Below are 25,042 nucleotides of genomic sequence, written 5' to 3'. Positions count from 1 at the left end.
TAACCTTTATCCTTTATATTTACAATAAAAATTACAGAATATATAGAATCAGAACCTTTTACAAACATACGTGCTATTGACAATGCCTTCCTACTCAACTTATCATTGATTGCGAATGATAATCACTTTCACAAGAAGAATTATCCATTCGTACAGAAGATTGTTCTATTTTTAAAACTGATTAGGGGGGCAATACAATGATTATTGTAACGAATCGTATTCAAGTGAAGCCTGGCTTCGCAGCAAAAATGGCACCAAACTTTACTAAGCCTGGTCCACTTCAAAAATTTGAAGGTTTTCATAAAGTGGAAGTGCTTATTTCAACAGATGATCCTACATACGACGAAATGAGCGTCAATATGTACTGGGAATCGAAAGAGCATTTCCAAGTTTGGCGTGAAAGTGACGCATTTGCTGCAGCACATAAACGTCCAGAACCCGGTTCAGAAGCAGCAAAACCAGAAAACAGCCCACTAATAGGTAGTAAAATAGTTATTGCTGAGCTTGCTTCATCTATAGAAGCAGCACATTAATCAATTCCCAATAATTCATCTTCTGATTCTATCTAAAAACGCCCGCATATATCGACTATATGCGGGCGTTTTCAATTGTATATAAATAAGGAATATACTCTCTTTTATTGAAACAACACAACTAGTATATACCCTAGGACGGATAAGCAAACTGAACCGATGAGTCCTGCAGCAAACGCTTTTCCACCTAATTGTTTGAAGGTTTTTATTTCAACATTTAACCCCAAACCAGCCATTGCCATGCCAATTAAAATATAGGCAATATTGACCATCATTTCTGCAACAGCTTGAGGTACAATGCCAGTTGAATTAATGGCACTCATCACTAAGAATCCTACGATGAACCAAGGAATTATTGAGGCAGAAAACGCCCCTTTTTCTTGTCCCTTCTCACTTCTTCGATACCAAATACCGATCACAATTGCTACAGGTACAAGTAATGCGACACGCGTTAACTTTACAATTATCGCCATATCCACTGCTTCATTTCCACCAGCTGCTGCTGCTGCAATGACATGTGCAATTTCATGTAATGTTCCACCTGAAAATACACCATACTGAGCAGGAGTTAAGTCAATTAACGAATACAATAGTGTATAAACTAGTGTAAATACTGTTCCGAGTATAGCTACAATCGCCGCACCTACCGCTGTTTCTTTTTCATTTGCTTTAATTTGTGGCGCAATGGCGACAACCGCAGCAGCACCGCAAATAGCTGTACCACAGGCTGTTAAAATACCAAGCTTTTTATCTACATGAAACATCCTCGTCAGTCCATAAACGACAAATAACGCAAATACTAAATTAATGAATGCAATCAAAAACACACTAGCCCCTGCATGATAAATATCTGCTAAATTCAAACGCATTCCAAGTAAAATAATACCTAAGCGTAATAATTTTTTACTCGAAAAGGATATACCCGTATGCCATGCATCTGGCACACTAAACAATGCTCGCAATATCATCCCTATTAAAATTGCTATAACAAGCTGCCCCATAATCGAGAAAAATGGAAATGTTGATATATATTTTGCAACCACTGCAATTCCGAGTGTCAATAATAACCCTTTTGCAAAAGGTGCTGATAAATATTTATTCATCCAATGTTGTCTATTGACCATCCTGTTCACTTCTTTCATTCTTTATGGCTTTTACTTTATTAAATATCCAACCATTAGTAAAATACATTTAAATAATCATTACTATTAAGAATTCTAATTATTAGGAGTGCTGTTGATGCAATACGATGCGTTAAAGACATTTATTACATTAGCCGAGGTAAATAATTTTACAAAAACATCGGAGATACTACATATTTCTCAACCGAGCGTAAGCTTGCATATAAAAAATTTAGAACAAGAATTTCAAACGACTTTATTTATACGCTCCCCAAAATCAGTACAAATTACACCCACAGGCCAGATTTTATATGAACGGGCAAAGCAAATCGTCGCGATTTATGAAGCAGCCAAGGAAGATATTTTAGCCCATCATCACGCGATACAAGGTACACTCGTTATTGGGGCAAGTTTTACAATCGGCGAATATATATTACCGCCGATTCTGGCGCGGTTACAGCAGCAATTTCCACAACTTGAAGTACAAGTTATTATCGGTAATACGGATGAAATCATTCAATCTGCAAAGCTACTACACATCGATATCGGCTTAATTGAAGGTCAATCTCACGATCAAGAACTCGTTATCCACCCATTTATGCAAGATGAATTATTTATTGTTGGAGCCAGCGATCACCCACTTAACAACCGATCGACGCTTACTATATCAGAACTCCAGCGTCAAAACTGGGTTGCACGTGAAGCTGGTTCTGGAACACGAACTTATTTAGACCATCTATTTAGAATGAACGGACTCCAAGTACAGTCCTTACTAACAATTAGTAGCAATCAAGGTGTGAAGGAAAGTGTGATTCAAGGGCTTGGGTACGCTTTGCTATCAGGCTGTGCCATTGAACGGGAAGTGAAAAATGGGGATATGACTGTATTACCACTTGAAGAACACCATTTCACGCGAACATTTTCATACTTATATTCCCCTACGATGAAGAATAAAAGAAACGTTGAAGCACTCATTGAATTTATTACGTGAAAATAGACACTTTCACCCATGGAATCTAAACTGCCTAGAGCAGGTGGCGCAAATGCCTAAATATAAAAAAGCTTAGCACCCTTGGTTGCTAAGCTTTCATTACGTTCTTTTATTAATCCTTCTGTATTCCTGTTTATTTTCGAGAATTTCTACAAACTTTGTAGAGGCTCGGGATAACGGGACACTTTTTAAATGGCAAATACCAATACTTCGCTTCGGAATGTCTTTGCTTAATTCCAACTCATACAGCAACCCACGCTCTAAATAATCCTTAGAAAACTCCTTTGTCACGCACGCTATCCCTAAGTTACTACGTGCAAATTCAAGGACCAAATCATGTGAGCCTAACTCAAACTCAGGTGAAATAACAATCCCTTGTGACAGCAGATAATTCTCTACATAATTACGAGAATTTGATTTTTTCTCTAAAAAAACAAGCGGGAATTTCAGTAAATCCTCATAGCTTAAGCTCTTAGTCGCAAGTGTACGGTATTTCTCTCCACACACAAAAATATCTTGCACCTCGGTACAAGGTGTCAGCTGCAATGTTGGGTCTTCAATCGGAAAATTACACAGTCCTACATCCGCTTCCCCTGACTTAATGAAATTGCAAATTTCTGAAGTTGTCCCATTTAACATTTGCAGTTTAATATTAGGATACATCGTATGAAATGCTTCTAAATACGGCATCAAAAAAAAGCGAGAAATTGTATCCCCTACACCTATTTTCAACTGTCCTGTCGTTAAATTTTTGAATTCGAAAATTTTCTCTTCCCCTACATGAAGTAAACCTATCGCAGAATTCACATATTCATACAACAAGCTACCTTCTGTCGTCAACGTAACCCCTTTAGGCGTACGATTAAACAAACGTGTATCTAGTTCCTTCTCTAGTTGCATAATTGCCTGACTAACAGCTGGTTGTGTCATATACAAGTCTTTCGCAGCCTTAGAAAAGCTACTATTTTTAGCAACAATACTAAAAACACGATATAAATCCAATTTCCCTATCATATAAGCTCTCCTTATATCTATTATACAAACTATTAATTTTACTTATATCACTAAAAAGAAGTATAGTAAATCCATATTGTTTTAACATTATTAAAAATTTATATATACATTTACCTTTAGAGGAGAGATTATTTTGGAACGTGTAGTTGGTACAGTAGTAAGAGGTCTTCGTGGCCCAATCATTAACGAAGGTGACGATATCGTACAAATCGTTGTAGATACAGCTTTAAATGCTGCAAAAGTAGAAGGTTATGCAATTGAAGACCGCGACATCGTAACAGTAACAGAATCAGTTGTTGCTCGTGCACAAGGTAACTATGCATCAATCGATGATATCGCAGCGGACGTAAGTGCGAAATTTGGCGACGATACAGTTGGTGTGATTTTCCCAATTTTAAGCCGTAACCGCTTCTCAAACATTTTACGTGGTATTGCAAAAGGTACGAAAAAAGTTGTGTTAATGCTAAGCTATCCTTCTGATGAAGTAGGTAACCACTTAGTAACGCTTGATGAACTTGATGAAAAAGGCGTTAACCCATGGGCAGACGTTTTAACTGAGAGCGAATTCCGCGGACATTTTGGCTACAACAAACACACATTCACTGGTGTTGACTATATTGAGTACTACAAAGAGCTGATCGAAGCTGAAGGTACTGAAGTTGAAGTTATTTTCTCTAACAATCCTAAAACGATTCTAGACTATACGAAGAGCGTATTAACTTGTGATATTCACTCTCGCTTCCGTACAAAACGAATTTTAACAGCAAACGGCGTTGAAAAGATTTTCGGTTTAGATAATATTTTAGCTGAATCTCACAACGGCTCAGGCTTTAACTCTGCATACGGTTTACTTGGTTCAAACAAATCAACTGAAGATAGCGTGAAATTATTCCCGGATAACTGCCAACCAATCGTCGATGACATCCAAGCAAAAATTTTAGCAGCTACAGGTAAATTAGTAGAAGTTATGATCTATGGTGATGGTGCATTTAAAGATCCAGTTGGACAAATTTGGGAGCTTGCTGACCCTGTTGTGTCACCAGCGTATACACCAGGTCTTGATGGCACACCAAACGAAATCAAGCTTAAATACTTAGCTGATAACGACTTTGCCAACCTTCGCGGCGAAGAATTAAAGGCTGCAATCTCTGAATACATTACCAACAAAGACGAAGACTTAACTGGTCAAATGGCTGCACAAGGTACAACACCTCGTAAATTAACTGACCTAATCGGTTCACTTTCAGATTTAACTTCTGGTAGTGGCGATAAAGGTACACCAATGATTTATATCCAAGGTTACTTCGATAACTATACAAAATAATTATCTTCCTATATCAAAAAGTGCGAGCTCATTGCTCGCACTTTTTTTATATATAAAATGTATAGTCTTCTGGCGTGACACGCTTTAAAAATTTCTTCGTACGTTCTTCCTTTGGCTTAACAAAAATATCTTGTGGGCTACCTTCCTCAACAACAACACCACCATCCATGAAAATGACACGGTTCGCAACATCCTTCGCAAAGCTCATTTCATGCGTTACGACAAGCATCGTTGTACCTTCAGCTGCGATATTTTTCATAACCGTTAGGACTTCCCCTACAAGTTCTGGATCAAGTGCCGATGTTGGTTCATCAAATAAAATAATATCTGGATTTAAAGCCACTGCACGTGCAATACCAACACGTTGTTGCTGACCGCCTGACAATTGGCTCGGATATGCATCATATTTTTCTGACAACCCAACTTTATCGAGCGCTTTTTTACCGATTTCAATCGCTTCCGCCTTAGCTACTTTACGACCAACTATAAGCCCCTCTGTGACGTTCTCTAAAGCTGTTTTATTTGTAAATAGATTATAGTTTTGGAATACGAAAGCGACGCGCTGACGAATGGCGTGGATGTCTTTTTTCTTAGCATTATGTAGATACACATCGATATCACCAAATGTTGCATGCCCTTCATCCGCTTTTTCTAAAAAGTTAATGCATCGCAGTAGTGTTGTTTTCCCCGAACCACTTGGGCCTAAAATTACGACCACATCGCCCTTATCAATCGACAAATCGACACCTTTTAGTATTTCATTATCACCAAATGATTTGTGTATATTTTTTATTTCTAACATAACTCCACCCCAGTTTAGGCATTCGCCGCTTTGTATTTGCTCAAATGTTTTTCATATAATTTAAATAAGTACTCCACTGTACTACATAAAATTAAATACACTATAAAAATATCAATATACGCTTCAACATAGTTGTAACCTACGTTCGCAGCAACCTTTGCCTTTAGCGTAATTTCCGGTAATGACATTGCATAACCCAAAGATGTTGCTTTAATAAGATTGACTGTCGCTGTGCAAATATTCGGCATTGCGACCACTAATGCTTGTGGAATAATAATGCGGCGATATGCTTGGAATGTCGTTAAACCAACTGCATGCGCTGCCTCTAACTGACCTTTTTCAATCGTACCCAGCGCCGAGCGGAATACTTCAATTAAGATAGCCGTCGTACTAAAGGCAAATACAATAAATGCATACCAAATGGGATGTATTTTATAAATGTCATAGGCAATATTATATTTTTCAAAAATAATTTTTAATAATAACGGAACACTGCTATAAATAATGAAAATCTGAATGATTATCGGTGTACCACGTACAAATGATACATAAATTTTCGCTAACTGCTGTATGACTGGAATTTTATTGATGCGTGTTAAAGCTAATAAAAATCCTAGTGGTAAAGCAACAAGTAAAGCGACGATCGTCACAAGGAGCGCGATTGGCACACCTGATAATGCCACAAAAAACGTGTCGAATAAAAATTGATAATTTAGTCCATCTGACATAATTCACGCCTCCTCACGTCGTCTCTAACGTCTTTTTACCCTTACTAAAATACTTTTCTAGCATAGCAAATAATTTCTCAATAATAATTGAAAGCACCCAATAAACTAGTGCTAATGCAATGAAAATTTCTAAAGCATGTGCATTAATATTGCTCGCAATAATTAAGTTGGCCTTACCCACGATATCGATCAAACCAATTGTATAAGCAAGTGCACCTTCCTGTAATAGCGCAATCATGCCATTCCCGAAGTTTGGTAAGGCAATCACAAGGGCTTGTGGGAAGATAATTCGTCGATACGCTTGAAACGGTGTTAGCCCTACACTTACTGCCGCTTCAAATTGTCCTTTGTTAACGGCTAAGTATGCCGAGCGAATTACTTCAGACATAATTGCTGCAAACTGCAATGTAAAAGTCACGACCACAAAAATCGCTGTATCAATTGCGTGTAGATTTAATCCCACGTTTTCTGCTAACGCTGGCACCCCGTAATATACAAGGAATAATAGTACGATGGATGGCGTACAGCGCATAATTGTCGTATATAAATTTGCAAATGTTTGCAAAATCTTTTTAGTGCTAAGCTTTGCAGTTGCCAATAACAAACCAAGAATTGTGCCTAGTACAATGGAAGAGCCTGCAACTAAAAATGTTACTTTTAAAAACGGCAATAATACGGGAATTGTGTTCCAAATGTACGATGCATCAAAATACTTATCCATTTCCTCACCAACTTCATGTTTTATTAGGAAAGGCTGCTGAGCTTTAAAAACTCAACAACCTTTTATGTGATTATCGATGTACACTCTCTAACACTTCAAATAAGTCACGACCATAAAATTCTGTACTGATTTCATTTGTTTTCTTTTGTTCTTTCACTTGTGCTATAGCTTTGTCATAAGCATCCGCAAATTCCTGCTCTTTTTTATTAAATAGTGGCCATGTTTTAATAACTGCAAATTCGTTGTACACTACTTCATCTTTCAAGTTATAATAAGATCCATCTTCTGCTAATACCTGCGCCTGGTACTGGCCTTCAATCATCACCCCACCATCAACACGACCTTCATTTACCCATTGCACTACATCAACTGAAAATGTATCACCAGCTTGTAATTTTACTTCGTTATCTGGGTTTTCTTTGTTGTATTCGTCAATAATTGTGTATTGTGCATTATTAGCTGCAATTGGAGCTAGTGAATAGCCTTTTGTCGCAAAGTCAGCTAATGTTTTCACGCCTTTATCCTCTTTACGTAACACTAGACCTGCACTACTTAGCCCTAAAAATTCTTTCGGGAAAATAAATTTCTCTGTGCGTTCTTGTGTAAAGAATGCATTTTTCACACCTACTTGGTATTTCCCTTGCTCAACACCAATCAATAAATCATCATTTGTCGTTCCTACATATTCAAATTTATAATCAGGCAATAATTCGTCTACTAGTTTCATAACTTCAACATCATAGCCTGTTGGATTCCCTTGATCGTCAATATAGCTTATTGGTTTTGATGCTTGATCATAAGCAACCTTTATTGTACGTACCTCTACTCCGTCTTCAGTCTCTTTTTTTGAAGCCTCCCCTGAACTGCATCCTGCTAAGATGGCAATTGATGCTAGGCCAATTGCAGCAAATTGGAATACTTTTTTCTTTTGTTTGAACATATGTCATTTCCCCTTATCCTTAATGATTTTGTTATTGTTTTTCGCTATTTTTTTGTTGCTCGATCGCAGATGTTGCTAATTTAATAATTGTCATGTCGTCCATCGGGGGATTATGTAATCCTGCACGGACATTTCGGTAATAACGTTGTAATGGGTTTGAGAGCTGTAAGCTTTTTGCACCTACCACTCGCATCGCCTTATCAACAATATCAATCGCGATATTCGTCACAGTATGCTTAGCTACAGCTATTTCATTTGTTAATCTATCTCTTCTTGCCAGATCATCATAGGCTTCTGCTACGCCATAAATAACAAAGCGTGCCTGCTGTAATTTGAGTTCAATCTCACCTAGTAGCTGTTGTACATTTGGTAATGTGCTAATCGGTGCATTCAAACTATTTGGTTGATGATGATTTGCAAAATGTAGTGCATAATCACGTGCAGCCTGTGCAATGCCTAAATACGTTGCTGGGATATGCAGTAACCAGCCATTTATCTTGCCGCCACTTGGATGATTTGGTAGTTCCACTAAATACTTATGAGGTACAACCACATCCTGTAACACTAAATCATGACTACTAGTTCCTCGCATTGCAGACATTTCCCAGTTTTCTTCAATAGACAAGCCTGATACATCTTTGTGAATGAGGAAAAAACCGACTTGACCTTTTTCCTCTACCCAAGCGGATGTTAAAAAATAATCAAGTACTGGTGAAGCTGTCGTGAAAATTTTACGTCCATTTAACAACCAGCCCTCTGTTGTCGATACAGCATTTGTGCCAGGGCGGCCACCACGTGTTGGGCTACCTGTCGCCGCTTCACTCGCTGCTCGGTTAACTATTGCCCCTGCTTTTACTTCTTGTGCGAATGCTTGCAGTAAAGCTTCAGCCCATAATTTTTTCTCGTACAGTTCACCAATGACGCCTAATGTCCACCCTAGTGAAAGTGAAGTATTTTCATCATAGCTCGCTAACGTTTCTTGGATTAGTACCATATCATAAACTGTTAACCCTTCACCGCCGTATTCTTTCGGTAATGTTAGCTTTGGATAATCAATTTGTTGCAGCAATTTATGTGCTTCAAATGGAAATCTAGACTGTTCATCAACTTCTCTTGCCTCGGCTTTAATTGGTTCAGCAATCGATGCTAACCGCTCTAACCAATAACGTTGTTGTTTTGTTTTAACGAATAATTCCTTCACAAAAATCCCCTTCTTTCTAATATATATAAAACAAATAAATTTACTTGGTATTAGTGCCTTAAAAAATCTCCAGCTACATTTTGTGTAGTGAGATACTAAATTTTCTGATTAATTTACACAATCATACTTCCAGTAAAATTAAATGTCAATACTTAATCTCTAGTTTTTTTGTAGGAATTATTCATTTTCGATTTTCAACTTCAATTTTTTCATGCACCAACACACTATTTTAACATATGCTAAAAGGGAGAAAGAGGTGTATAGATGAACAATGGCATGAATATAACTCCAGGTTTTATGCCAAATCCACAAATGACTCCGCAAATTATTCAAACGAAATTTGGGGATGTCGATGGTGATGGCTTTTTCGATACTGTACTCTTGACCGGGATCCAAAAACCAGATAGTCCACTATGGCAACATCTGACACTCGGTATTTTTTATGGACGAACGCAACAAATTGAACAAATTGCACTTAAAGAAAATATCGGATACAATCCAACCATTTTTCTAGGCGATTTTACCGGCAATCATGTAGAAGATATTTTAGTCATTTCAGATACTGGTGGTAGCGGTGGCATTATTAACGGGGCAATTTATTCGTTTGTAGACGGGAAAATGCGGAAAATATTTGATGCAGAATCGTTTAGTGATCAGCTAAAATATACTGTGAATTTCCAAAATCATTACCAAGCGACTGTGCAAAGTATGTCTCCCCAAAAACGTTATACACTAGATTTAACGTATAAAGGAAAAGAATACTTAGCAGAAATCTACAATTCAGATGGGACATTAAAGGAGCCAATTGCAGGTTGGGTAGACCCCATTAGTGGTCTTTATCCAATCGATTTTGATCGCGATGGAACATATGAACTGTTAACTATGCAAAGAATCTCTGGGAGATACCACGCAGACGGCTTAGGCTTCGTGGAAAATGTACTTACATGGGATGGACACAAGTTTACCGTTGACCGGCAGAATGTCTCAATCGAAGGGGAAGATTTAACATAATAGGCGCAAATTAAAACGACTATGCATACATAGTCGTTTTAGTTTGGCATTAGTTTTTTTCTATAACCGCGAAGTAGTTGTTCTCATCATCAGCAAAATTAAACACTTTGCCCATAGGCATTTCTACTAAATCTCCGACTGTTATACCTTTTGCTTTGTAGTCCTCATACATTTGCTCTAAATCGCTTGCGTAAAACATTAGCGAAGGCGTTGCTAAATTTAACTCCGGCTGCATTTTAGCAATTAGCTCTTTATTATGCAAAACAAAACTTGTCTCTGCATTCTTTGTAGGTGCAACTTCTATCCAACGCATCCCTGCCTCAGCATGCTCAGCTATTACTATAAAGCCAACCTTCTCTGTCCAAAACTTAACTGCTGCATCCTGATCATTTACATACAACATAATTTGCCCAATTCGTTGGATCACTGTCATTCCCCCCTACTTAAGTTGTCATTAATATTATATCCAAAATCCCAGTGTTTTTATAAGATTTAGCAACCTTCTCTACATCATATATCTAACCTTCGTACTGTATTTATGAAGAAAAACACAATAACGAGGCTATATATGTCTCATTATTGTGCCATATTTATTAAAGAATCATCATTTTTGATCTTCAAGATTAAACTGCCATTCAATTCCAAACTTGTCCGTAACAGCACCGTAGCATTTACTCCAAAATGTTTCTTGCAGCTCCATTACAATCTTTCCGCCCTCTTTTAATCCTTCATAAGCAGCTCGTAACTTCGCTTCATCATTTACAACAATTGCAAGTGTTACGTTATTTCCTATTGTGAATGGTGAACCTGGAAACACGTCTGAAAACATTATATTACTCCCCAAAATTGAAAGTCGAGTATGCATAATCAGTGCTTTTGCTTCTTCTGGCAATTGATGTTCTGGACCCATTTCAGCATCGCCAAAAGTCATTAATTGCGTATTTTTCACATTAAAAACTTTTTCATAAAACGCTACAGCTTCTCGACAATTCCCATTAAACGTAAGATACACATCTACCGCCATTACCAACACTCCTTTGTTATAACGAACACATATATTGTAGCATTTGTACATATTATGCCGTCAAATTGGGATACTAATTTATAAAATTAAAATAAAGAGTTTGACATTTACTCAAAAATCATGTAAATTACCAAATGGCGAACAATTTAAATTAAAACTTAAAAAATATTCGTATTTTAGGAGTGTATATAATGGATAACGTATTTGATTATGAAGATATTCAACTAATTCCCGCAAAATGTATCGTAGAAAGCCGTTCTGAATGTGATACTTCAGTCACTTTAGGTGGACATACATTTAAACTACCTGTCGTACCTGCAAACATGCAAACAATTATTGATGAAAACGTAGCTATGCAGCTTGCTGAAAACGGTTACTTTTATATTATGCACCGATTCAACCCTGAAAAACGTGCTGATTTCATCCAAGATATGCACAGCCGTGGCTTAATTGCATCTATTAGCGTAGGCGTAAAAGAAGAGGAATATACTTTTGTAGAAGAACTTGCGCTCAATAATCTGGTACCTGAATTTATTACGATTGATATTGCACATGGTCACTCAAATGCTGTTATCCGTATGATTCAACACATTAAAAAACATTTACCAAACAGCTTTGTTATCGCTGGTAATGTAGGTACACCAGAAGCTGTACGTGAGCTTGAAAACGCTGGCGCTGACGCAACAAAAGTTGGTATCGGACCAGGAAAAGTATGTATTACAAAAATCAAAACAGGTTTTGGTACAGGCGGTTGGCAACTTGCAGCGCTTCGCTGGTGTTCAAAAGCTGCTACAAAACCTATCATTGCTGACGGTGGTATCCGTACAAACGGTGACATCGCCAAATCAGTACGTTTTGGTGCTTCAATGGTGATGATCGGCTCACTATTCGCTGGTCACGAAGAATCTCCAGGCGAAACGATTGAAATCGACGGCAAGCTAGTTAAGGAATATTTCGGTTCAGCTTCTGAATTCCAAAAAGGCGAAAAGAAAAACGTTGAAGGTAAAAAAATGTACGTTGAGCACAAAGGTAGCTTAAAAGATACACTTACTGAAATGCAACAAGACCTTCAATCATCAATCTCTTACGCAGGTGGTAACAAGCTAGACGCTATCCGTACTGTAGATTATGTCATTGTAAAGAACTCAATCTTCAATGGTGATAAAGTATACTAAGATTTCACAAATAAAAATCCCAGCCAATGCTATTAGTGCTTGGCTGGGATTATATAGTTTTTAACTCACCTAAAAAATGTCCTAGCCATGTGCAAATAAAAAAATGCCACAGGCACTCTGTAGCATCTTCATGTAGATATTCTATTTATATCCGAAATATTGATGTAGATATAGCCTTACAGTTTATTAATCACGGCTTGTAAAGTTTCTTTTAATTCTGCATCGTGATCAGAAAGTTGTACTAAGTTACCTAAACGTTCACGTAATACAGGACGTTCAATAACTAGTTTCTCATCAAGAACATTTACTAATAATTCGATGATTAAACGATCACGCGCATTTAATGCTTCTTCTAAACGCTCTGGTGTAATTATTGCTTCTTTTGATACTTTTGCCATTTTAAAAACCCCTTTATTTTATATTTATGCAAATCTATTTTAGCATATCGCCCAAATTTTTTGGAAATTTTCTTAAAATATTAATAAAAGGAATAGCCTTAACTTTAAACGCCTCCCACCCCATTTATTTCACTTTACATTCTATTCTAATAAAGAATTCTCATCTTTTTTTTATTTCCGTCATAACCTATACAGTAATCTTAGAAACTAAGAAAAAACTGATAGGAGGGCTTGAATGAATCGAAAGATAATGGGCTACCCAAAGCTTATAAAAGCAATTCCTAAAGGCCTGCAAGTATTTTTGAATATCTGCCTCGTGCTTTTAGCGCTCATTTTATCGTTCCTACTTATTAAAGAACTACTTGAATTTTTAAGAATTTTTGTAGAAGGTAGTAGCAATGACTATAAGCTTTTCCTTGCAAATATACTTATTTTCTTCTTGTATTTTGAATTTATAACGATGATTATTAAATATTTCAAAGAGGATTATCATTTTCCTTTGAGGTACTTTATATATATTGGTATAACAGCTATGATTCGGCTAATTATTGTAGAGCATGATCACCCTGTAAATACGCTTATATATTCACTCGTTATTTTAGTCCTCATCGTTGGGTACTATATTATTAATATAACGCCATTAGAAAGACCTACTCGTGCCAATTACGCTCTAAATAAAGAGGAAATCGAAACCTTTAAGAAGTAAATTAAGTTCTTTATTCTAATTTTATTACTATTCCAGTTAGCAAAATATTATTTCAATAAAGTAAAAAAGAGACATCCTAATAAAAGGATGCCTCTTTTTTATGGTTACTTCATTAAAAATTAAAGTTTTACGATGTTTGTAGCTTGTGGTCCACGTTGACCATCTTCTACTGAAAATTCAACTTTTTGACCTTCGTCAAGTGATTTGAAACCGTCACCTTGGATAGCTGAGAAGTGAGCGAATACGTCGTTTCCGCCTTCTACTTCGATGAATCCAAAACCTTTTTCTGCGTTAAACCATTTTACTGTACCTTGTTGTGTCATTTAAATGACCTCCATTAATTGTATTAAATAATATCATAATTCCTCAAAAGAAAAAATTCACATATTACAAAAAGTATCGAACAAAACACGATTACTCTTTGTAATATGTGAATTCATTGTATCCTTGCAAACGATCTTATTACATTTAGTATATAATAAAAAACCATATTTGTCTAGTACAAAATTAATTTTATTAACTATGAACAGTATGTTCATAGTTTTTGATTATACTTCAGAAGCAAGTACCCCTCAATCGTCCCTATCGAAACAACCTATTATCCACCTTTACTTGTTGCTGCCTTCGCGCAATTACGTCAAGGCTACCTTAATCTTCAATCTCCTATCTGGAAAAAGTAATGCACATAAAAAATCCCCTCGGTCCATTTGCTTTCCGAGGAGGTTTACACGTTTATCTAAATACAATTTTGTTTTTCAACAGTGTGATCAAATTATCTTTATCCAATATTTTTTGTACAAGCCTCAAGTACCATTTCACAAATAGTACAAAGCAAAAATAACTTTTTTATATAAAAATGTAACACATATTATTATTTATTATATAATAGTGTATAATATACAGTATAAAAAATGAGGTGATGAATATGAGTTCTTTGTTGGATTCATTCACAACAGAATTACGACGCGGGACATTAACACTTGCCGTATTAAGCCAATTACGTACACCTCAATATGGATACTCTCTAGCTCAACGTCTCGAGCAAGCTGGAGTTGTTATTGAACAAAGCACCCTATACCCCTTGCTTCGCAGATTAGAGAAACAAGAACTTGTAACGAGTAGCTGGGATACAACTGAAAGTAGACCGAGAAAATATTATGTAATTAGCGATTATGGCATTGAGATTTACAAGCAACTAAAAAGCGAATGGATGGCTATGACAGGAGAATTGAACACATTATTAAAAGGAGATGAGCGAAATGAAGCTAATTGAAGCCTATATCTATGAAGTAACTAGAAGGCTACCCGAAAAAATGCGTGCTGACATTGCCTTAGAACTCCGTTCAACAATTGGAGATATGCTACCTGAAAATTATTCAGAAATGGAAGTGAAAAACGTCCTTTCAAAACTCGGCAACCCAGTTGAGCTTGCTGCAAGCTACCGTGATACACCTAGATATTTAATAGGCCCACAAGTATACGATGCCTACATTAGCACGATAAAACTAGTTGCACCTTGGGCGATTTTAATCACATTAGCAGTTAACATAGTAGAAAGCATTGTGTTATTTACAGGAGAAGGAGCACTTTTTACCGCCATCATAAAGGCCTCCTCAATAACCTTTGCCCACATCATTACTGTGTTATTACAAGTACTATTTTGGATTACTATTGCCTTTGTCATCATGGAACGCACTGGTGGATTAAAAGGCAACTTCCCTATGTTTAATAATAACGATGAGTGGACTCCAGATGATTTAAAAAATATTACAATTATCCCCAAAGAAAAGAATATACCGGTACGTGACATTGCCTTTAGCCTTATTGGGTCGGTATTATTAGCAATTCTCTATTTTAATGCTGATCACTTTGCTGGCATCTATCAAACCGATGAGACCGGTAAATTGATATTCACTACACCTTACTTTAATCAAGAAACCTTGCTGTCTTACTGGCCAATCATACTATTCCTTATTTCCTTAAGAATTATGGTTAGCCTATACAAAATAAAAGTACGTAAATGGACGATACCGCTTGCAGGAATAAATACAATTGTTCATCTATTAAGCACCATCGTATTTATCGTTATTGTCAGTAATCCAAACTTAATTCACGATCCATTTATTCCGCAAATGGCTGACACAATCCAAACTTCGCCTTCCACTGTATCTACCTTCATCGATCGACTCATTTGGGTTAGTATAGCAACCATCATCGTTACAAACATAATCGATATTTTCAATAGTTTCCGTAAAGCAAATATTCGCTAATAAACAATATGCGAATACTGTTGAACTATATAAATAAATAGGAAATTTCCACTTAATATGACTTAAATATAGATTTATTATTACACAGTACTGAGAAATCATTTTTAGTGCTGTGTATTTTTTATGTGATAAAAAAGTTGTTTCAATGCCATATTAAGAAGAATCCAAAACGAAAGGAGAATTCATCATGGGAAGAGACAATAAACAAGGGAAAAGCCAGAACAAAGGTTCACTACCTCAAACACCTAAAAATCAAAAAATTGCGCCAAACAAAGTAAGTGAGGAGTTTTCTCAAGAGTTAACTGACCTTGTAAAATCGATCACTAATACAAAACCTAAAAAATAGGGGGGCTGTGAATGGAATATCAACGTGCGCAAGAAATTGTTGCCTCTCCAGCAGAGTATGAAGTCAGCTATAATGGTGTTTCTGTATGGATTGACAAGGTACACGATGATAAAAAAACAGCAACTGTCCATTTAAGACGTTCTTTAGAAGAAAGATCTGAAGTGGATATTTCTGAACTAAAAGAAGAAACCCTAATACAATAATAAATTTACCCCACTAGAAAAAAGGCGAATGTACAAGGCTGCTACTACAAAAAGAATATAAAGAAAAGGTTGTTTGCAATTTTAATTTTGCAAACAACCTTTTTTTATGCTTTTACAGATAACAACAAATTTAGAATTGTTAAATCCTTTATTTTATTTTTTCTGGAGCAGGGTAGTCAAAACCCTTCGTATCCACTTCGACCTTTTTCATTTGCTGATCTTCTAACGGCTTATCTGCACCATCTCGTTCAGCGGAAACGATAGCATCAACTGTTTCCATACCCTCAATTACTTTCCCAAAAGCAGCATAATCTCCATCAAGATTTGATGATTGTTCTACCATAATAAAAAATTGCGATCCCGCTGAATTTGGATCATTTGTGCGTGCCATTGAAATGACACCGCGTTCATGTTTCAGATTATTTTCAAAACCATTATTAGAAAATTCACCTTCAATAGAATATCCTGGTCCACCTGATCCATTTCCTGAAGGATCTCCCCCTTGGATCATAAAGCCAGGGATTACTCGATGGAAAATAAGGCCATCATAATAACCTTCTTCAACTAAAGAAATAAAATTGGCTACCGTATTTGGAGCTGTAGAAGGCTCTAATTCAATAACGATTTTTTCATCATTGTTCATTGTAATCGTCACAATTGGATTTTCTTTCACAGCTGATGAATAATCAGTTTTTTGATCTGATTCCTTCACCGTATCCCCCTCTGATTGCCCACTTTCTGTTGATGTTCCACAACCCGTCAAAATAAAAGCTACCGCCATCAAGCTAAAGACAAAATAAAATACTTTATATCGCGCGAACATATTCTTTTCCAACTCCTCTATGTAATCAGTTTATTAATTATATAACTTTAAGATAATTTAAGACAACTCATTAAAATATGCATTGCATGAAAACATTATCTTCCTAATTCAAAAAAACCACACCTACTTATGGTACGGTTCACTGTAATAGGCTTAAGTGCGATTTTTATACAACGCTTAAATATAAATCGAATATGTCCTCAGTTTTATGTATTCTGTGTAACGTATACACAGAATACATAATTAATTAATATATCACAGGTTGCTATGCTATATTAAATAAGTAGTAAACAACAATTATTGACACTGAATAATGGTAATTTTAGATTGAGCAAATTAGCATTATTGGGTGCCAAACCCATTAGAGTTCTTCAGGAACAAAGAATTCTACCGCAGCATCTCCTTGTGAGATGTTGCCTTTTTTGTTTCCATGAAATTTTTGGGGGCTATCAATTAAACTCATGAACAAAAGCGCTTTGCCATAAACGTAAATAATAGCATTTTCAATGTTACCTTCTGCGAAAATTTATACTTTCTTACTCAATAAATTAAAACCACCTAAGACGTTCCAAATTCAACGTCCTAAATGGTCTTTTTTGAAACCGCACCTACTTATGGTACGGTTCACCCTTCATAATTCGAAAACTTCTATAAATCTGCTCCACTAACACCAACTTCATTAGCTGGTGCGGTAATGTCATCTTGCCAAATGACTGCTTTTCATCAGCACGTTTTAGCACATCATCATGCAAACCAAGTGAGCCACCAATAACGAAAGCTATTTTACTTTTACCATAAGTCATTAACGATTCGATATCAGCTGCCATTTCTTCAGAGGTTTTCATCTTGCCGTTGATGGCAAGAGCAATCACATGTGTATCTGGACCAATCTTGGAAAGAATACGTTCTCCCTCTTTTTTCTTAACAATTTCCATTTCAGCATCACTTAATTGCTCTGGGGCTTTTTCATCTGGTACTTCGATTAAGTCCATTTTTGCGTATCCACCAAGACGTTTAACGTACTCTTCAATTCCCATTTTTAAGTACTTTTCTTTTAGTTTCCCGACTGATACAATCGTTATATTCACACGTTATCCACCTTTAGATTTTATTTACAAACAAATTATCCACAAAAGTTATCAACATATCCACAACCAACTTCTACATATAGTGTAAAGTTATTTACTTGATACAATATATTCTGCTGGCTCTTCACAGTAACTACATTTTGTGGATAACTTTTTTTCCTCATTTACTTTATCCATAATTGGAAACTCTTTTTGCTCCGCAACAAACATGTCTAAAGCTTGATCTATATGCTTTTCACAACTGTATTTTTCCATTTTTACTCGTCTCCTTATTTTCCGAAATTTCCACAAACTTATTCACAATCTTGTCTATGTTATCCACAACCTATTGTAACAAAGGAAAAGCGAGTAGGGAAGAACAGGCTTTCTTCCACTACTCGCTGGGCAAATTAATTATTCACAATTTTCTAGTTATCCACACCATTAAAGTGAATCACTATTTGTTAATGTCATTTTCAGCTCTACCAATTGACCCTGGCGATATACTTTCATTGTTAAACTATCCCCAGTCTTTTTCTCATTATATAAATGTTTGCGGAGGTCAATTGACGATTCAATTTTTTCGCCGTCCATTTCTACAATAACATCGTATTGTTTTGCACCTGCTTTTGCAGCTGGTGAATTAGCAATCACATCTGTAATCACCACACCTGTTGTTACTTCTTCAGGTAAACGTAAAGTTTGTTGTTGGTAGATTGCTGGGACGTCTGTTACATCTACTAATGAGATGCCCATTGTTGGTCGCTTCATCTCACCTGTTTTCTCTAGCTCTGTGATAATTGGTATCGCTGAGTTAATTGGTATCGAGAAGCCTAAACCTTCTACAGAGGATTCCGCAATCTTCATGGAGTTAATACCGATTAATTCACCTGCTAGGTTAACAAGTGCCCCCCCACTGTTACCTGGATTAATGGCTGCATCCGTTTGCAATACTTCTTGTTGCCAATCTTCCGTACCATCTCCGTTTAGATCAACTGGTACTGAGCGGTCCTTACCTGACACAACTCCTGTTGTAACAGATCCGTAAAAATCTAAGCCTAGCGGATTACCAATTGCGATTACTGTTTCTCCCTGCTTTAACACATCAGAGTTACCAAACGTCGCAACTGTTTTAACATTTTTAGAGCTAATTGAAATAACCGCTAAGTCTGTCCAAATGTCACTACCGACTAATTGAGCCTCTTCTTTCGTTCCATCTGGCATCGTCACTTCTACTTGCTTTGCACCTTCAATGACGTGGTTATTGGTTACAATAAAAGCTTTGTCTCCTTCGATTTTGTATACAACACCAGAACCGCTCCCTGCTTCCTGTGTTGTTGTCGTTGGTTGACTCCAAAAGCCACCGTTTGTTACCTCTTGAATATTCGTTATACCGACAACAGCTGCGGAGGCTTTATCAACTGCTTTTGTCACATCAGTTGTTACTTCCGTTGCAACTTGGTCAATTTCTGTTTTATTATTACTTGAATTATTTGTTGTTCCTGGCATTTGATTGACCAAGCCTGGCATCATCAGCCAAACGAGTAATGCTCCAATAATAACACCCACAAGACCACTAAAGAAATAACCGCCTTTGCTGCCGCCACCTCTCTTTTTCGAACGCTTCGATTGCTTTTCTAGTTCATCGCGCTCTAACCGTTCTTGCAACGGTGATTTCTGTGGCTCATTATTTTCTGATAAATTTTCACGTTTATCGTCATCTGAAAAATAACTCATTTCCATCATCCTTTCACGAACTACTATTAGTTAATTGTTACCCTTATCATACATTTCAAACATTAAAATTAGATGAAAAATGAATAAAATGAATATAAAAAAGAATCCCACACAGGGTGGAATTCTTAGACTGTCACTAATTTGGTTGGTTCATCCGCATCTGTATCTAATAAATGCACATACTCTCCTGCAATAATGCCACAAGATTGCAAAGTTTGCGTTACACTCATACGCGCCAATTCTTTCATATTATTATCTTTACTTAAATGTGATAAATAAATATTGGTCGGCTTTTCAAAAACGACCTCACTCATGGCAACAGCGGCATCCTCATTCGACACGTGACCAACATCACTTAAGATACGACGCTTTACCGACCACGGATAACGTCCCATTTGCAGCATATTCACATCATGATTACTTTCAAAAACATAAGAATCTGCCCCGCGAATAATCCCTTTCATACGATCGCTCACATAGCCTGTATCTGTAATGACAACGAGCTTACGCCCATCCTCATGAAATGTATAAAACATTGGATCTGCCGCATCATGTGATACTGCAAATGATTCAATATCAAGTGAACCAAAACTTTTTACCGTATCCATACTAAATTCAAAACGCTGCGCTGTTGGAATCTCACCAATGAGCCCATCCATTGCCTGCCAAGTTTTTTTATTTGCATAGATTGGTACATTATATTTTCGTGCTAGTACGCCAATTCCTTTTATGTGATCGCTATGCTCATGTGTTACTAGAATACCGCTTAGCTTTTTCATATCCCGATCAATTTTAGAAAACAGTTGCTCCATCTTTTTACCACTAAAGCCGGCATCGACTATAAACGCATGCTCATCGTTTTCTACATAGATTGAATTACCTGTACTACCACTTGCTAAAACACTAAATCGCATTGTTAAACTCCCCAGTCTTCTTCTTCAGCCTCTTGCTTGTCCTCTTGAATTTCGATGACTTTCCCCTCAACAGCATTGACGAAATACTCCTCAATCTCTCCATCAGGCAATTTCACACGCACTTCCCAAGTCGGTACTAATACTTGTGTCTTTGTTAAATAGACAAGCGTCGAGTAGCCTAGCTTCATCTGCATTATGCGAGAATCTGGCTTTAATAACCCTTTTGAATACAGCGCTTGAAAAATTTGAAGTGGAGGTAGAATACTTTCTTGTTGCTCCATTTCTTCAATATTATCAATCATTGTTTGCTCATACATGGTCACTTCATCGTTCTCATTCCAGTGTACTTTAAGTACGCCATTCATATTATAATAAAGGATTCGGTTATTTGTCTTTTGGAAAAATATTGCGACACGTTCCTCACGGTCAACTTCCCATAATGAATAGGAGGCACCTTCTTTAATATTTGTTTGAACAAATTCTGTAAAACTTGCATCTTCACTTACATCTTTTAGTTTAACAGGTTTTGAAAAAACAACATGTGCCTTTGATCCATCAGAATAATTAACTTGCTGTTCCATATCTTTAAAATCAGCATCTGTAAAATTGTGCACTTTACCGGAAATGTATGCAGCTGATTCAATATTACTCGGCAACGTTACATACGTAATATTGTCGTCCTTTAATCGTGCTTCAATCGTTTTCTCCCCTAATACCCCAAGATTCTGTGAATCATTATAACGATTCACATACAACGAGTATAAGAAAATATCCAGGATTAAAAAAACAACGATGAAAATAGATTTTGTTCTATTCCAATCTATTTTCAACACCCCCTAGCATTTCTGGAGTTAGCAGCTTCCAAGTGCCTTTATGAACTAAAAACCAAGCTGGTTCGAGCTTAAATAACTGTTGATTTTCATCCTGTGTTAAATAATAGCCGACAACAATTTCATCTACATCCGATAAAGCAATAGTATCTAGCTTCCGAACTTTTTCAATAATTTCTGTACCTGAAGGCAATCCCTTAATCTCTTTTTCTGACGCAATATCCATATCTAATGAAAAATACGGGCGCTTGTAACCAAAAATACGATTATCACCCCAGACGGTTGTAATACGGGTTGTTATTTGATCACTATACACAGGGAACCCTTCTAAATACAATTGATAATCCATTTGGTTTTTGCTAGGGTTCATCGATACATAACGATAATCTGCTGTAAAGCCTCCATGCTCATTCACGAAGTCAAAACTATCCTTTACAATCTTAGAAGGAATAGCTCGTACGCTACTTTCTGCTGCAGGATAAACATAATTCAGTGATTTGAAATGTGTGTCTACTGTCATTAAAGACATACCATCTGTATATTTTTCAACAGTTGCACTTCCTTCATTTCGCTTAACAACATTAGGGTCTGCAAACAACACATTTTTAAACTTTTCTAGTGCAAGCTCCTCTGATAGCTTCTCGTTAACATACGTATATTTCAACATTTCAACTTTTTCATCAACTACATAAAGTGATGCATAGCCATCTCGCTCTACCTCTTTAAACATATTATACTTTTTTGATGGCTCAATAATCTCTTCTATAAATTGATTACCGTCTGGAATCCTTACACGAGAATGTAAAAGTGATGTATTATTATCACTTACAAAGAATAAATCCAATTCATTATTGTTGTACTTATCCCAGTCAATAATAATGCGATTAAATGTTGTTTCTGGTAATTCTTTATCGTCAAAGTGTAATACCGAATTGAACACAGGAAATGGTACTTCACCCGCAAAAAATACTGTTAATCGATTATTTGTACGCACAATTTCATTTAAATAATTCGGTGAAACATTACCGTTTATTAGTTCTAAACCAGACGATTCCCATTCATCAAAAGCATTCATTAAATCTCTCATTGCCCCGCTTGAAGCTGTCCCTGTCCACTTATCTTCTGCGCGAAAGATAGCTTTATATGGTTTGATGACATCATCAATAGCCTTCTTTGTACCAACCGCTATTTCCTCTTTACCTTCTATTTTTTCAACATATTCATAATCCGGCGAGTATGTCCAGATGAGGAATGTTAATACCACGCTTAGTATGACGAATACAAACAAAACGACTGATTTTACTGGTTCAATATATTTCATTCCCACTCACCTTCCTCATCGAATTCATCTAAATCATAAGGTAAAGTGAAGAAAATCGTTGTACCATACCCTTCTTCACTTTCTGCCCATATCTTCCCTCCATGTGCTTCAATCATTTCACGGGCAATCGCCAGACCAAGACCTGTCCCACCCATAGAGCGAGCTCGTGCACGATCAACACGGTAGAAACGGTCAAAAATACGTGTCACATTTTCTTTTGGTATACCCATACCATCATCAGAAATCATAACTTTCAACATTTCACCTTGAACGGTAAAACCAAATCGAACACTCCCACCATCCGGTGAATATTTAATAGCATTCGAAATAATATTATCGATTACTTGTGTCACCTTATCAGTATCAATTTCTACATAGTAAGATGCTTCTGGTAATAGACGCTCAAATGTAACATTTTGCGACTTGGCCATTTCAAAGCGATCAATAATGCTATTAAAGAACGAATTAAATAATACAATGTCCTTTTTCAATTCATAATCTTGACTATCCATCCTCGATAACTGTAGTAAATCATTTACCAAACGAATCATACGCTCTGTCTCGGTTTGTGTGACATTTAAAAAAGATGGAGCAATGCTTTCGTCTTTCCATGCACCATCTGCTAATGCTTCTAAATAACTTCGCATTGTCGTTAGTGGTGTACGTAGCTCATGTGATACATTGGATACAAATTCCCGGCGCTCCATTTCAATCTTCTCTTGCTCTGTAATATCGTGTAATACAGTGATTAATCCATTAATAAAGCCTGTTTCTTTTTGAATAACTGAGAAATTCGCACGTAAAATGTACGGTGCTTCTGCTGTACTAAAATTCAAATTCACCGCATCATTCATATGAATTAAATCTTCAAAATTATATTCTTGTTCAATTCCTAAAACCGAAGCAATCGGGCGACCCAATGTCACGTCCCTTGAAATGTGTAACAGTTCTAAAGCTGGATCATTAATAAGAATAATACGTCCTTTTCGATCCGTTGCAATTACGCCATCTGTCATATTACTTAGAACAGAGTCAAGTTTTCGCCGCTCTGCCTCTGTAGTAGATGTCGCTTCTTGTAAACGATTGGTTAAATGATTAAAGGTAATGGCAAGTTGTCCAATTTCGTCCGTTCCATAGACACGAACTTTTCGAGCGAAGTTCCCTTTTGCCATAGCCTGTGCTTGTTTTCGCATATCCGCAATCGGCTGAGTAATCGTACGTGCAACTAAAATACCTAGGAAAATTGTAATTACTAAAGACACCGCTGTCCCACCTAGGAAAATAGAATTGATGTCACTCACCTGTCCAAAGACCGTCTCAATATCAGAAATAATATAGAGAACGCCAATAATTTCATCCTCAGGGCCCGCGCCGTCCCGAATAGGCGTTGCTAATTCCCATACTCGATTTCTTGTTTTTTTATCAAGCGAAATCAAATCGAATGCTGTTTCTGCTGAAATAGCACGGCGCACAGTATCTGTATTTGAACTTTGCCCGATTAAGTTTTGATTGTTAGACTCTGAAGTCGCCAAGATGCGATATCTGTTATCAATCACACGAATCTCAAGAATATCTCCTGTCGAAAATTCCTTTACGATGGAATTCAAACTTTCCTCGAGCGATGGCATAGTATCGTCTCGTTCTTTCAAAATTTCTTCACGAATACTGTATTGCATTAGATCGACACGTTGATAAATCGATTGTTGAAAGTTACTTTTTAAATTTTGCTCCAACTCTCGCGAAAAATAAATCCCTATTATTTGTAATGCAAGTAGTATTAATAAAATATAAATAAGTACGAGCTTCACATGAATGGATTTAAAAAAACTTACCTTATGCATG

At 36.6% G+C, this 25,042-nt stretch carries 29 protein-coding genes; 10 read left to right on the top strand and 19 right to left on the bottom strand.

The window, feature by feature from the left end:
* Positions 1–197 precede the first annotated feature (197 nt).
* Entirely contained in the window at positions 198–533 is a 336-nt protein-coding gene (locus ACIQ2D_RS16790) for a heme oxygenase (protein WP_402866034.1), read from the top strand.
* A gap of 104 nt (positions 534–637) precedes the next feature.
* Here ACIQ2D_RS16790 and ACIQ2D_RS16785 read toward each other — a convergent pair whose 3' ends face one another.
* A complete protein-coding gene (locus tag ACIQ2D_RS16785) occupies positions 638–1,636 on the bottom strand; it encodes a YeiH family protein (protein ID WP_402866177.1) in 999 nt (332 codons plus the stop codon).
* A 136-nt stretch (positions 1,637–1,772) separates the two neighbouring features.
* Between ACIQ2D_RS16785 and ACIQ2D_RS16780 the strand changes: the two genes are divergently transcribed.
* Complete coding sequence (locus tag ACIQ2D_RS16780; RefSeq protein ID WP_402866032.1) at positions 1,773–2,645, top strand: LysR family transcriptional regulator; 873 nt, start codon at positions 1,773–1,775, stop codon at positions 2,643–2,645.
* A gap of 99 nt (positions 2,646–2,744) precedes the next feature.
* Here the strand turns inward: ACIQ2D_RS16780 and ACIQ2D_RS16775 are convergent, their stop codons facing one another.
* The gene (locus ACIQ2D_RS16775; protein WP_402866030.1) at positions 2,745–3,659 is read right to left on the bottom strand and encodes a LysR family transcriptional regulator; all 915 of its coding nucleotides are present in this window, start codon (positions 3,657–3,659) and stop codon (positions 2,745–2,747) included.
* 133 nt (positions 3,660–3,792) lie between these two features.
* Between ACIQ2D_RS16775 and ACIQ2D_RS16770 the strand changes: the two genes are divergently transcribed.
* A complete protein-coding gene (locus ACIQ2D_RS16770; protein ID WP_402866028.1) occupies positions 3,793–4,983 on the top strand; it encodes a coenzyme F420-0:L-glutamate ligase in 1,191 nt (396 codons plus the stop codon).
* Between the two features lie 46 nt (positions 4,984–5,029).
* Here the strand turns inward: ACIQ2D_RS16770 and ACIQ2D_RS16765 are convergent, their stop codons facing one another.
* From ACIQ2D_RS16765 to ACIQ2D_RS16745, 5 genes are all read right to left on the bottom strand, one after another.
* On the bottom strand, positions 5,030–5,785 hold the full coding sequence (locus ACIQ2D_RS16765) for an amino acid ABC transporter ATP-binding protein (RefSeq protein WP_402866026.1): 756 nt from the start codon (positions 5,783–5,785) through the stop codon (positions 5,030–5,032).
* A 14-nt stretch (positions 5,786–5,799) separates the two neighbouring features.
* Positions 5,800–6,513, bottom strand: coding sequence for an amino acid ABC transporter permease (locus tag ACIQ2D_RS16760; RefSeq protein WP_402866024.1), 714 nt, complete (start codon positions 6,511–6,513; stop codon positions 5,800–5,802).
* Positions 6,514–6,526: 13 nt separating this feature from the next.
* Complete coding sequence (locus tag ACIQ2D_RS16755) at positions 6,527–7,234, bottom strand: amino acid ABC transporter permease (RefSeq protein ID WP_402866022.1); 708 nt, start codon at positions 7,232–7,234, stop codon at positions 6,527–6,529.
* A gap of 70 nt (positions 7,235–7,304) precedes the next feature.
* The gene (locus ACIQ2D_RS16750; RefSeq protein WP_402866020.1) at positions 7,305–8,174 is read right to left on the bottom strand and encodes a transporter substrate-binding domain-containing protein; all 870 of its coding nucleotides are present in this window, start codon (positions 8,172–8,174) and stop codon (positions 7,305–7,307) included.
* Between the two features lie 31 nt (positions 8,175–8,205).
* Entirely contained in the window at positions 8,206–9,375 is a 1,170-nt protein-coding gene (locus tag ACIQ2D_RS16745; RefSeq protein WP_402866018.1) for an acyl-CoA dehydrogenase family protein, read from the bottom strand.
* Between the two features lie 264 nt (positions 9,376–9,639).
* Between ACIQ2D_RS16745 and ACIQ2D_RS16740 the strand changes: the two genes are divergently transcribed.
* Positions 9,640–10,386 (top strand): hypothetical protein, encoded by a 747-nt coding sequence (locus tag ACIQ2D_RS16740; protein ID WP_402866016.1) that lies wholly within the window; start codon positions 9,640–9,642, stop codon positions 10,384–10,386.
* 49 nt (positions 10,387–10,435) lie between these two features.
* Here ACIQ2D_RS16740 and ACIQ2D_RS16735 read toward each other — a convergent pair whose 3' ends face one another.
* Positions 10,436–10,813 carry a VOC family protein gene (locus tag ACIQ2D_RS16735; protein ID WP_402866012.1) on the bottom strand — a complete coding sequence of 126 codons (378 nt, stop codon included), beginning with the start codon at positions 10,811–10,813 and terminating at the stop codon, positions 10,436–10,438.
* Positions 10,814–10,990: 177 nt separating this feature from the next.
* Complete coding sequence (locus ACIQ2D_RS16730) at positions 10,991–11,410, bottom strand: VOC family protein (RefSeq protein WP_402866010.1); 420 nt, start codon at positions 11,408–11,410, stop codon at positions 10,991–10,993.
* Positions 11,411–11,601: 191 nt separating this feature from the next.
* Between ACIQ2D_RS16730 and guaC the strand changes: the two genes are divergently transcribed.
* On the top strand, positions 11,602–12,585 hold the full coding sequence (gene guaC, locus ACIQ2D_RS16725) for a GMP reductase (protein WP_402866008.1): 984 nt from the start codon (positions 11,602–11,604) through the stop codon (positions 12,583–12,585).
* Between the two features lie 176 nt (positions 12,586–12,761).
* Here the strand turns inward: guaC and ACIQ2D_RS16720 are convergent, their stop codons facing one another.
* Positions 12,762–12,983, bottom strand: coding sequence for a phosphate-starvation-inducible protein PsiE (locus tag ACIQ2D_RS16720; protein ID WP_402866006.1), 222 nt, complete (start codon positions 12,981–12,983; stop codon positions 12,762–12,764).
* Positions 12,984–13,218: 235 nt separating this feature from the next.
* Here ACIQ2D_RS16720 and psiE point away from each other — a divergent pair, with 235 nt between their 5' ends.
* Positions 13,219–13,689 (top strand): phosphate-starvation-inducible protein PsiE, encoded by a 471-nt coding sequence (gene psiE / locus ACIQ2D_RS16715; RefSeq protein WP_402866004.1) that lies wholly within the window; start codon positions 13,219–13,221, stop codon positions 13,687–13,689.
* A 119-nt stretch (positions 13,690–13,808) separates the two neighbouring features.
* Here psiE and ACIQ2D_RS16710 read toward each other — a convergent pair whose 3' ends face one another.
* Complete coding sequence (locus tag ACIQ2D_RS16710; protein WP_053582012.1) at positions 13,809–14,012, bottom strand: cold-shock protein; 204 nt, start codon at positions 14,010–14,012, stop codon at positions 13,809–13,811.
* A 602-nt stretch (positions 14,013–14,614) separates the two neighbouring features.
* Here ACIQ2D_RS16710 and ACIQ2D_RS16705 point away from each other — a divergent pair.
* The 4 genes from ACIQ2D_RS16705 (at position 14,615) to ACIQ2D_RS16690 (ending at position 16,508) form a co-directional block, all read left to right on the top strand.
* A complete protein-coding gene (locus ACIQ2D_RS16705) occupies positions 14,615–14,962 on the top strand; it encodes a PadR family transcriptional regulator (protein WP_402866002.1) in 348 nt (115 codons plus the stop codon).
* On the top strand, positions 14,949–15,959 hold the full coding sequence (locus tag ACIQ2D_RS16700; protein ID WP_402866000.1) for an HAAS signaling domain-containing protein: 1,011 nt from the start codon (positions 14,949–14,951) through the stop codon (positions 15,957–15,959). Before ACIQ2D_RS16705 ends, ACIQ2D_RS16700 begins: the two co-directional genes overlap by 14 nt.
* A 187-nt stretch (positions 15,960–16,146) precedes the next feature.
* Complete coding sequence (locus ACIQ2D_RS16695; protein WP_402865998.1) at positions 16,147–16,305, top strand: YfhD family protein; 159 nt, start codon at positions 16,147–16,149, stop codon at positions 16,303–16,305.
* An 11-nt stretch (positions 16,306–16,316) separates the two neighbouring features.
* Positions 16,317–16,508 (top strand): H-type small acid-soluble spore protein, encoded by a 192-nt coding sequence (locus tag ACIQ2D_RS16690; protein WP_402865997.1) that lies wholly within the window; start codon positions 16,317–16,319, stop codon positions 16,506–16,508.
* Positions 16,509–16,656: 148 nt separating this feature from the next.
* On the opposite strand, the gene ACIQ2D_RS16685 is transcribed toward ACIQ2D_RS16690, so the two are convergent.
* The 8 genes from ACIQ2D_RS16685 to walK form a co-directional block, all read right to left on the bottom strand.
* Complete coding sequence (locus ACIQ2D_RS16685) at positions 16,657–17,331, bottom strand: peptidylprolyl isomerase (RefSeq protein ID WP_402865996.1); 675 nt, start codon at positions 17,329–17,331, stop codon at positions 16,657–16,659.
* A gap of 608 nt (positions 17,332–17,939) precedes the next feature.
* Positions 17,940–18,419 (bottom strand): 23S rRNA (pseudouridine(1915)-N(3))-methyltransferase RlmH, encoded by a 480-nt coding sequence (rlmH, locus tag ACIQ2D_RS16680; protein WP_402865994.1) that lies wholly within the window; start codon positions 18,417–18,419, stop codon positions 17,940–17,942.
* A 90-nt stretch (positions 18,420–18,509) separates the two neighbouring features.
* On the bottom strand, positions 18,510–18,674 hold the full coding sequence (locus ACIQ2D_RS16675) for a CxxH/CxxC protein (protein ID WP_402865992.1): 165 nt from the start codon (positions 18,672–18,674) through the stop codon (positions 18,510–18,512).
* Between the two features lie 168 nt (positions 18,675–18,842).
* Complete coding sequence (locus ACIQ2D_RS16670) at positions 18,843–20,135, bottom strand: S1C family serine protease (protein WP_402865990.1); 1,293 nt, start codon at positions 20,133–20,135, stop codon at positions 18,843–18,845.
* Between the two features lie 125 nt (positions 20,136–20,260).
* Complete coding sequence (locus ACIQ2D_RS16665; protein ID WP_402865988.1) at positions 20,261–21,049, bottom strand: MBL fold metallo-hydrolase; 789 nt, start codon at positions 21,047–21,049, stop codon at positions 20,261–20,263.
* A 2-nt stretch (positions 21,050–21,051) separates the two neighbouring features.
* The gene (locus ACIQ2D_RS16660; RefSeq protein WP_402866175.1) at positions 21,052–21,873 is read right to left on the bottom strand and encodes a two-component system regulatory protein YycI; all 822 of its coding nucleotides are present in this window, start codon (positions 21,871–21,873) and stop codon (positions 21,052–21,054) included.
* Positions 21,860–23,200 (bottom strand): YycH family regulatory protein, encoded by a 1,341-nt coding sequence (locus tag ACIQ2D_RS16655; RefSeq protein ID WP_402865986.1) that lies wholly within the window; start codon positions 23,198–23,200, stop codon positions 21,860–21,862. The genes ACIQ2D_RS16660 and ACIQ2D_RS16655 overlap by 14 nt, the downstream gene beginning before the upstream one ends.
* Positions 23,197–25,041 carry a cell wall metabolism sensor histidine kinase WalK gene (walK, locus tag ACIQ2D_RS16650; protein ID WP_402865984.1) on the bottom strand — a complete coding sequence of 615 codons (1,845 nt, stop codon included), beginning with the start codon at positions 25,039–25,041 and terminating at the stop codon, positions 23,197–23,199. The genes ACIQ2D_RS16655 and walK overlap by 4 nt, the downstream gene beginning before the upstream one ends.
* Position 25,042: the final 1 nt, after the last annotated feature.

Origin of the sequence: Lysinibacillus sp. NPDC097287, from assembly GCF_044761695.1 — a bacterium.
Classification (GTDB): domain Bacteria; phylum Bacillota; class Bacilli; order Bacillales_A; family Planococcaceae; genus Lysinibacillus.
This window is presented reverse-complemented; position numbering and strand designations above follow the sequence as displayed.

Bases quoted from the DNA above. Each gene is read 5' to 3' on its own strand.
- ACIQ2D_RS16765 (WP_402866026.1), bottom strand. From the start codon at position 5,785: ATGTTAGAAATAAAAAATATACACAAATCATTTGGTGATAATGAAATA.
- ACIQ2D_RS16740 (WP_402866016.1), top strand. From the start codon at position 9,640: ATGAACAATGGCATGAATATAACTCCAGGTTTTATGCCAAATCCACAA.
- ACIQ2D_RS16720 (WP_402866006.1), bottom strand. From the start codon at position 12,983: ATGGCAAAAGTATCAAAAGAAGCAATAATTACACCAGAGCGTTTAGAA.
- ACIQ2D_RS16790 (WP_402866034.1), top strand. From the start codon at position 198: ATGATTATTGTAACGAATCGTATTCAAGTGAAGCCTGGCTTCGCAGCA.
- ACIQ2D_RS16705 (WP_402866002.1), top strand. From the start codon at position 14,615: ATGAGTTCTTTGTTGGATTCATTCACAACAGAATTACGACGCGGGACA.
- ACIQ2D_RS16775 (WP_402866030.1), bottom strand. From the start codon at position 3,659: ATGATAGGGAAATTGGATTTATATCGTGTTTTTAGTATTGTTGCTAAA.
- ACIQ2D_RS16655 (WP_402865986.1), bottom strand. From the start codon at position 23,200: ATGAAATATATTGAACCAGTAAAATCAGTCGTTTTGTTTGTATTCGTC.
- psiE (WP_402866004.1), top strand. From the start codon at position 13,219: ATGAATCGAAAGATAATGGGCTACCCAAAGCTTATAAAAGCAATTCCT.
- ACIQ2D_RS16695 (WP_402865998.1), top strand. From the start codon at position 16,147: ATGGGAAGAGACAATAAACAAGGGAAAAGCCAGAACAAAGGTTCACTA.
- guaC (WP_402866008.1), top strand. From the start codon at position 11,602: ATGGATAACGTATTTGATTATGAAGATATTCAACTAATTCCCGCAAAA.
- ACIQ2D_RS16750 (WP_402866020.1), bottom strand. From the start codon at position 8,174: ATGTTCAAACAAAAGAAAAAAGTATTCCAATTTGCTGCAATTGGCCTA.
- ACIQ2D_RS16665 (WP_402865988.1), bottom strand. From the start codon at position 21,049: ATGCGATTTAGTGTTTTAGCAAGTGGTAGTACAGGTAATTCAATCTAT.
- ACIQ2D_RS16675 (WP_402865992.1), bottom strand. From the start codon at position 18,674: ATGGAAAAATACAGTTGTGAAAAGCATATAGATCAAGCTTTAGACATG.
- ACIQ2D_RS16690 (WP_402865997.1), top strand. From the start codon at position 16,317: ATGGAATATCAACGTGCGCAAGAAATTGTTGCCTCTCCAGCAGAGTAT.
- ACIQ2D_RS16760 (WP_402866024.1), bottom strand. From the start codon at position 6,513: ATGTCAGATGGACTAAATTATCAATTTTTATTCGACACGTTTTTTGTG.
- ACIQ2D_RS16710 (WP_053582012.1), bottom strand. From the start codon at position 14,012: ATGACACAACAAGGTACAGTAAAATGGTTTAACGCAGAAAAAGGTTTT.
- ACIQ2D_RS16755 (WP_402866022.1), bottom strand. From the start codon at position 7,234: ATGGATAAGTATTTTGATGCATCGTACATTTGGAACACAATTCCCGTA.
- ACIQ2D_RS16670 (WP_402865990.1), bottom strand. From the start codon at position 20,135: ATGAGTTATTTTTCAGATGACGATAAACGTGAAAATTTATCAGAAAAT.
- ACIQ2D_RS16780 (WP_402866032.1), top strand. From the start codon at position 1,773: ATGCAATACGATGCGTTAAAGACATTTATTACATTAGCCGAGGTAAAT.
- ACIQ2D_RS16685 (WP_402865996.1), bottom strand. From the start codon at position 17,331: ATGTTCGCGCGATATAAAGTATTTTATTTTGTCTTTAGCTTGATGGCG.
- walK (WP_402865984.1), bottom strand. From the start codon at position 25,041: ATGCATAAGGTAAGTTTTTTTAAATCCATTCATGTGAAGCTCGTACTT.
- ACIQ2D_RS16785 (WP_402866177.1), bottom strand. From the start codon at position 1,636: ATGAATAAATATTTATCAGCACCTTTTGCAAAAGGGTTATTATTGACA.
- ACIQ2D_RS16730 (WP_402866010.1), bottom strand. From the start codon at position 11,410: ATGGCGGTAGATGTGTATCTTACGTTTAATGGGAATTGTCGAGAAGCT.
- ACIQ2D_RS16700 (WP_402866000.1), top strand. From the start codon at position 14,949: ATGAAGCTAATTGAAGCCTATATCTATGAAGTAACTAGAAGGCTACCC.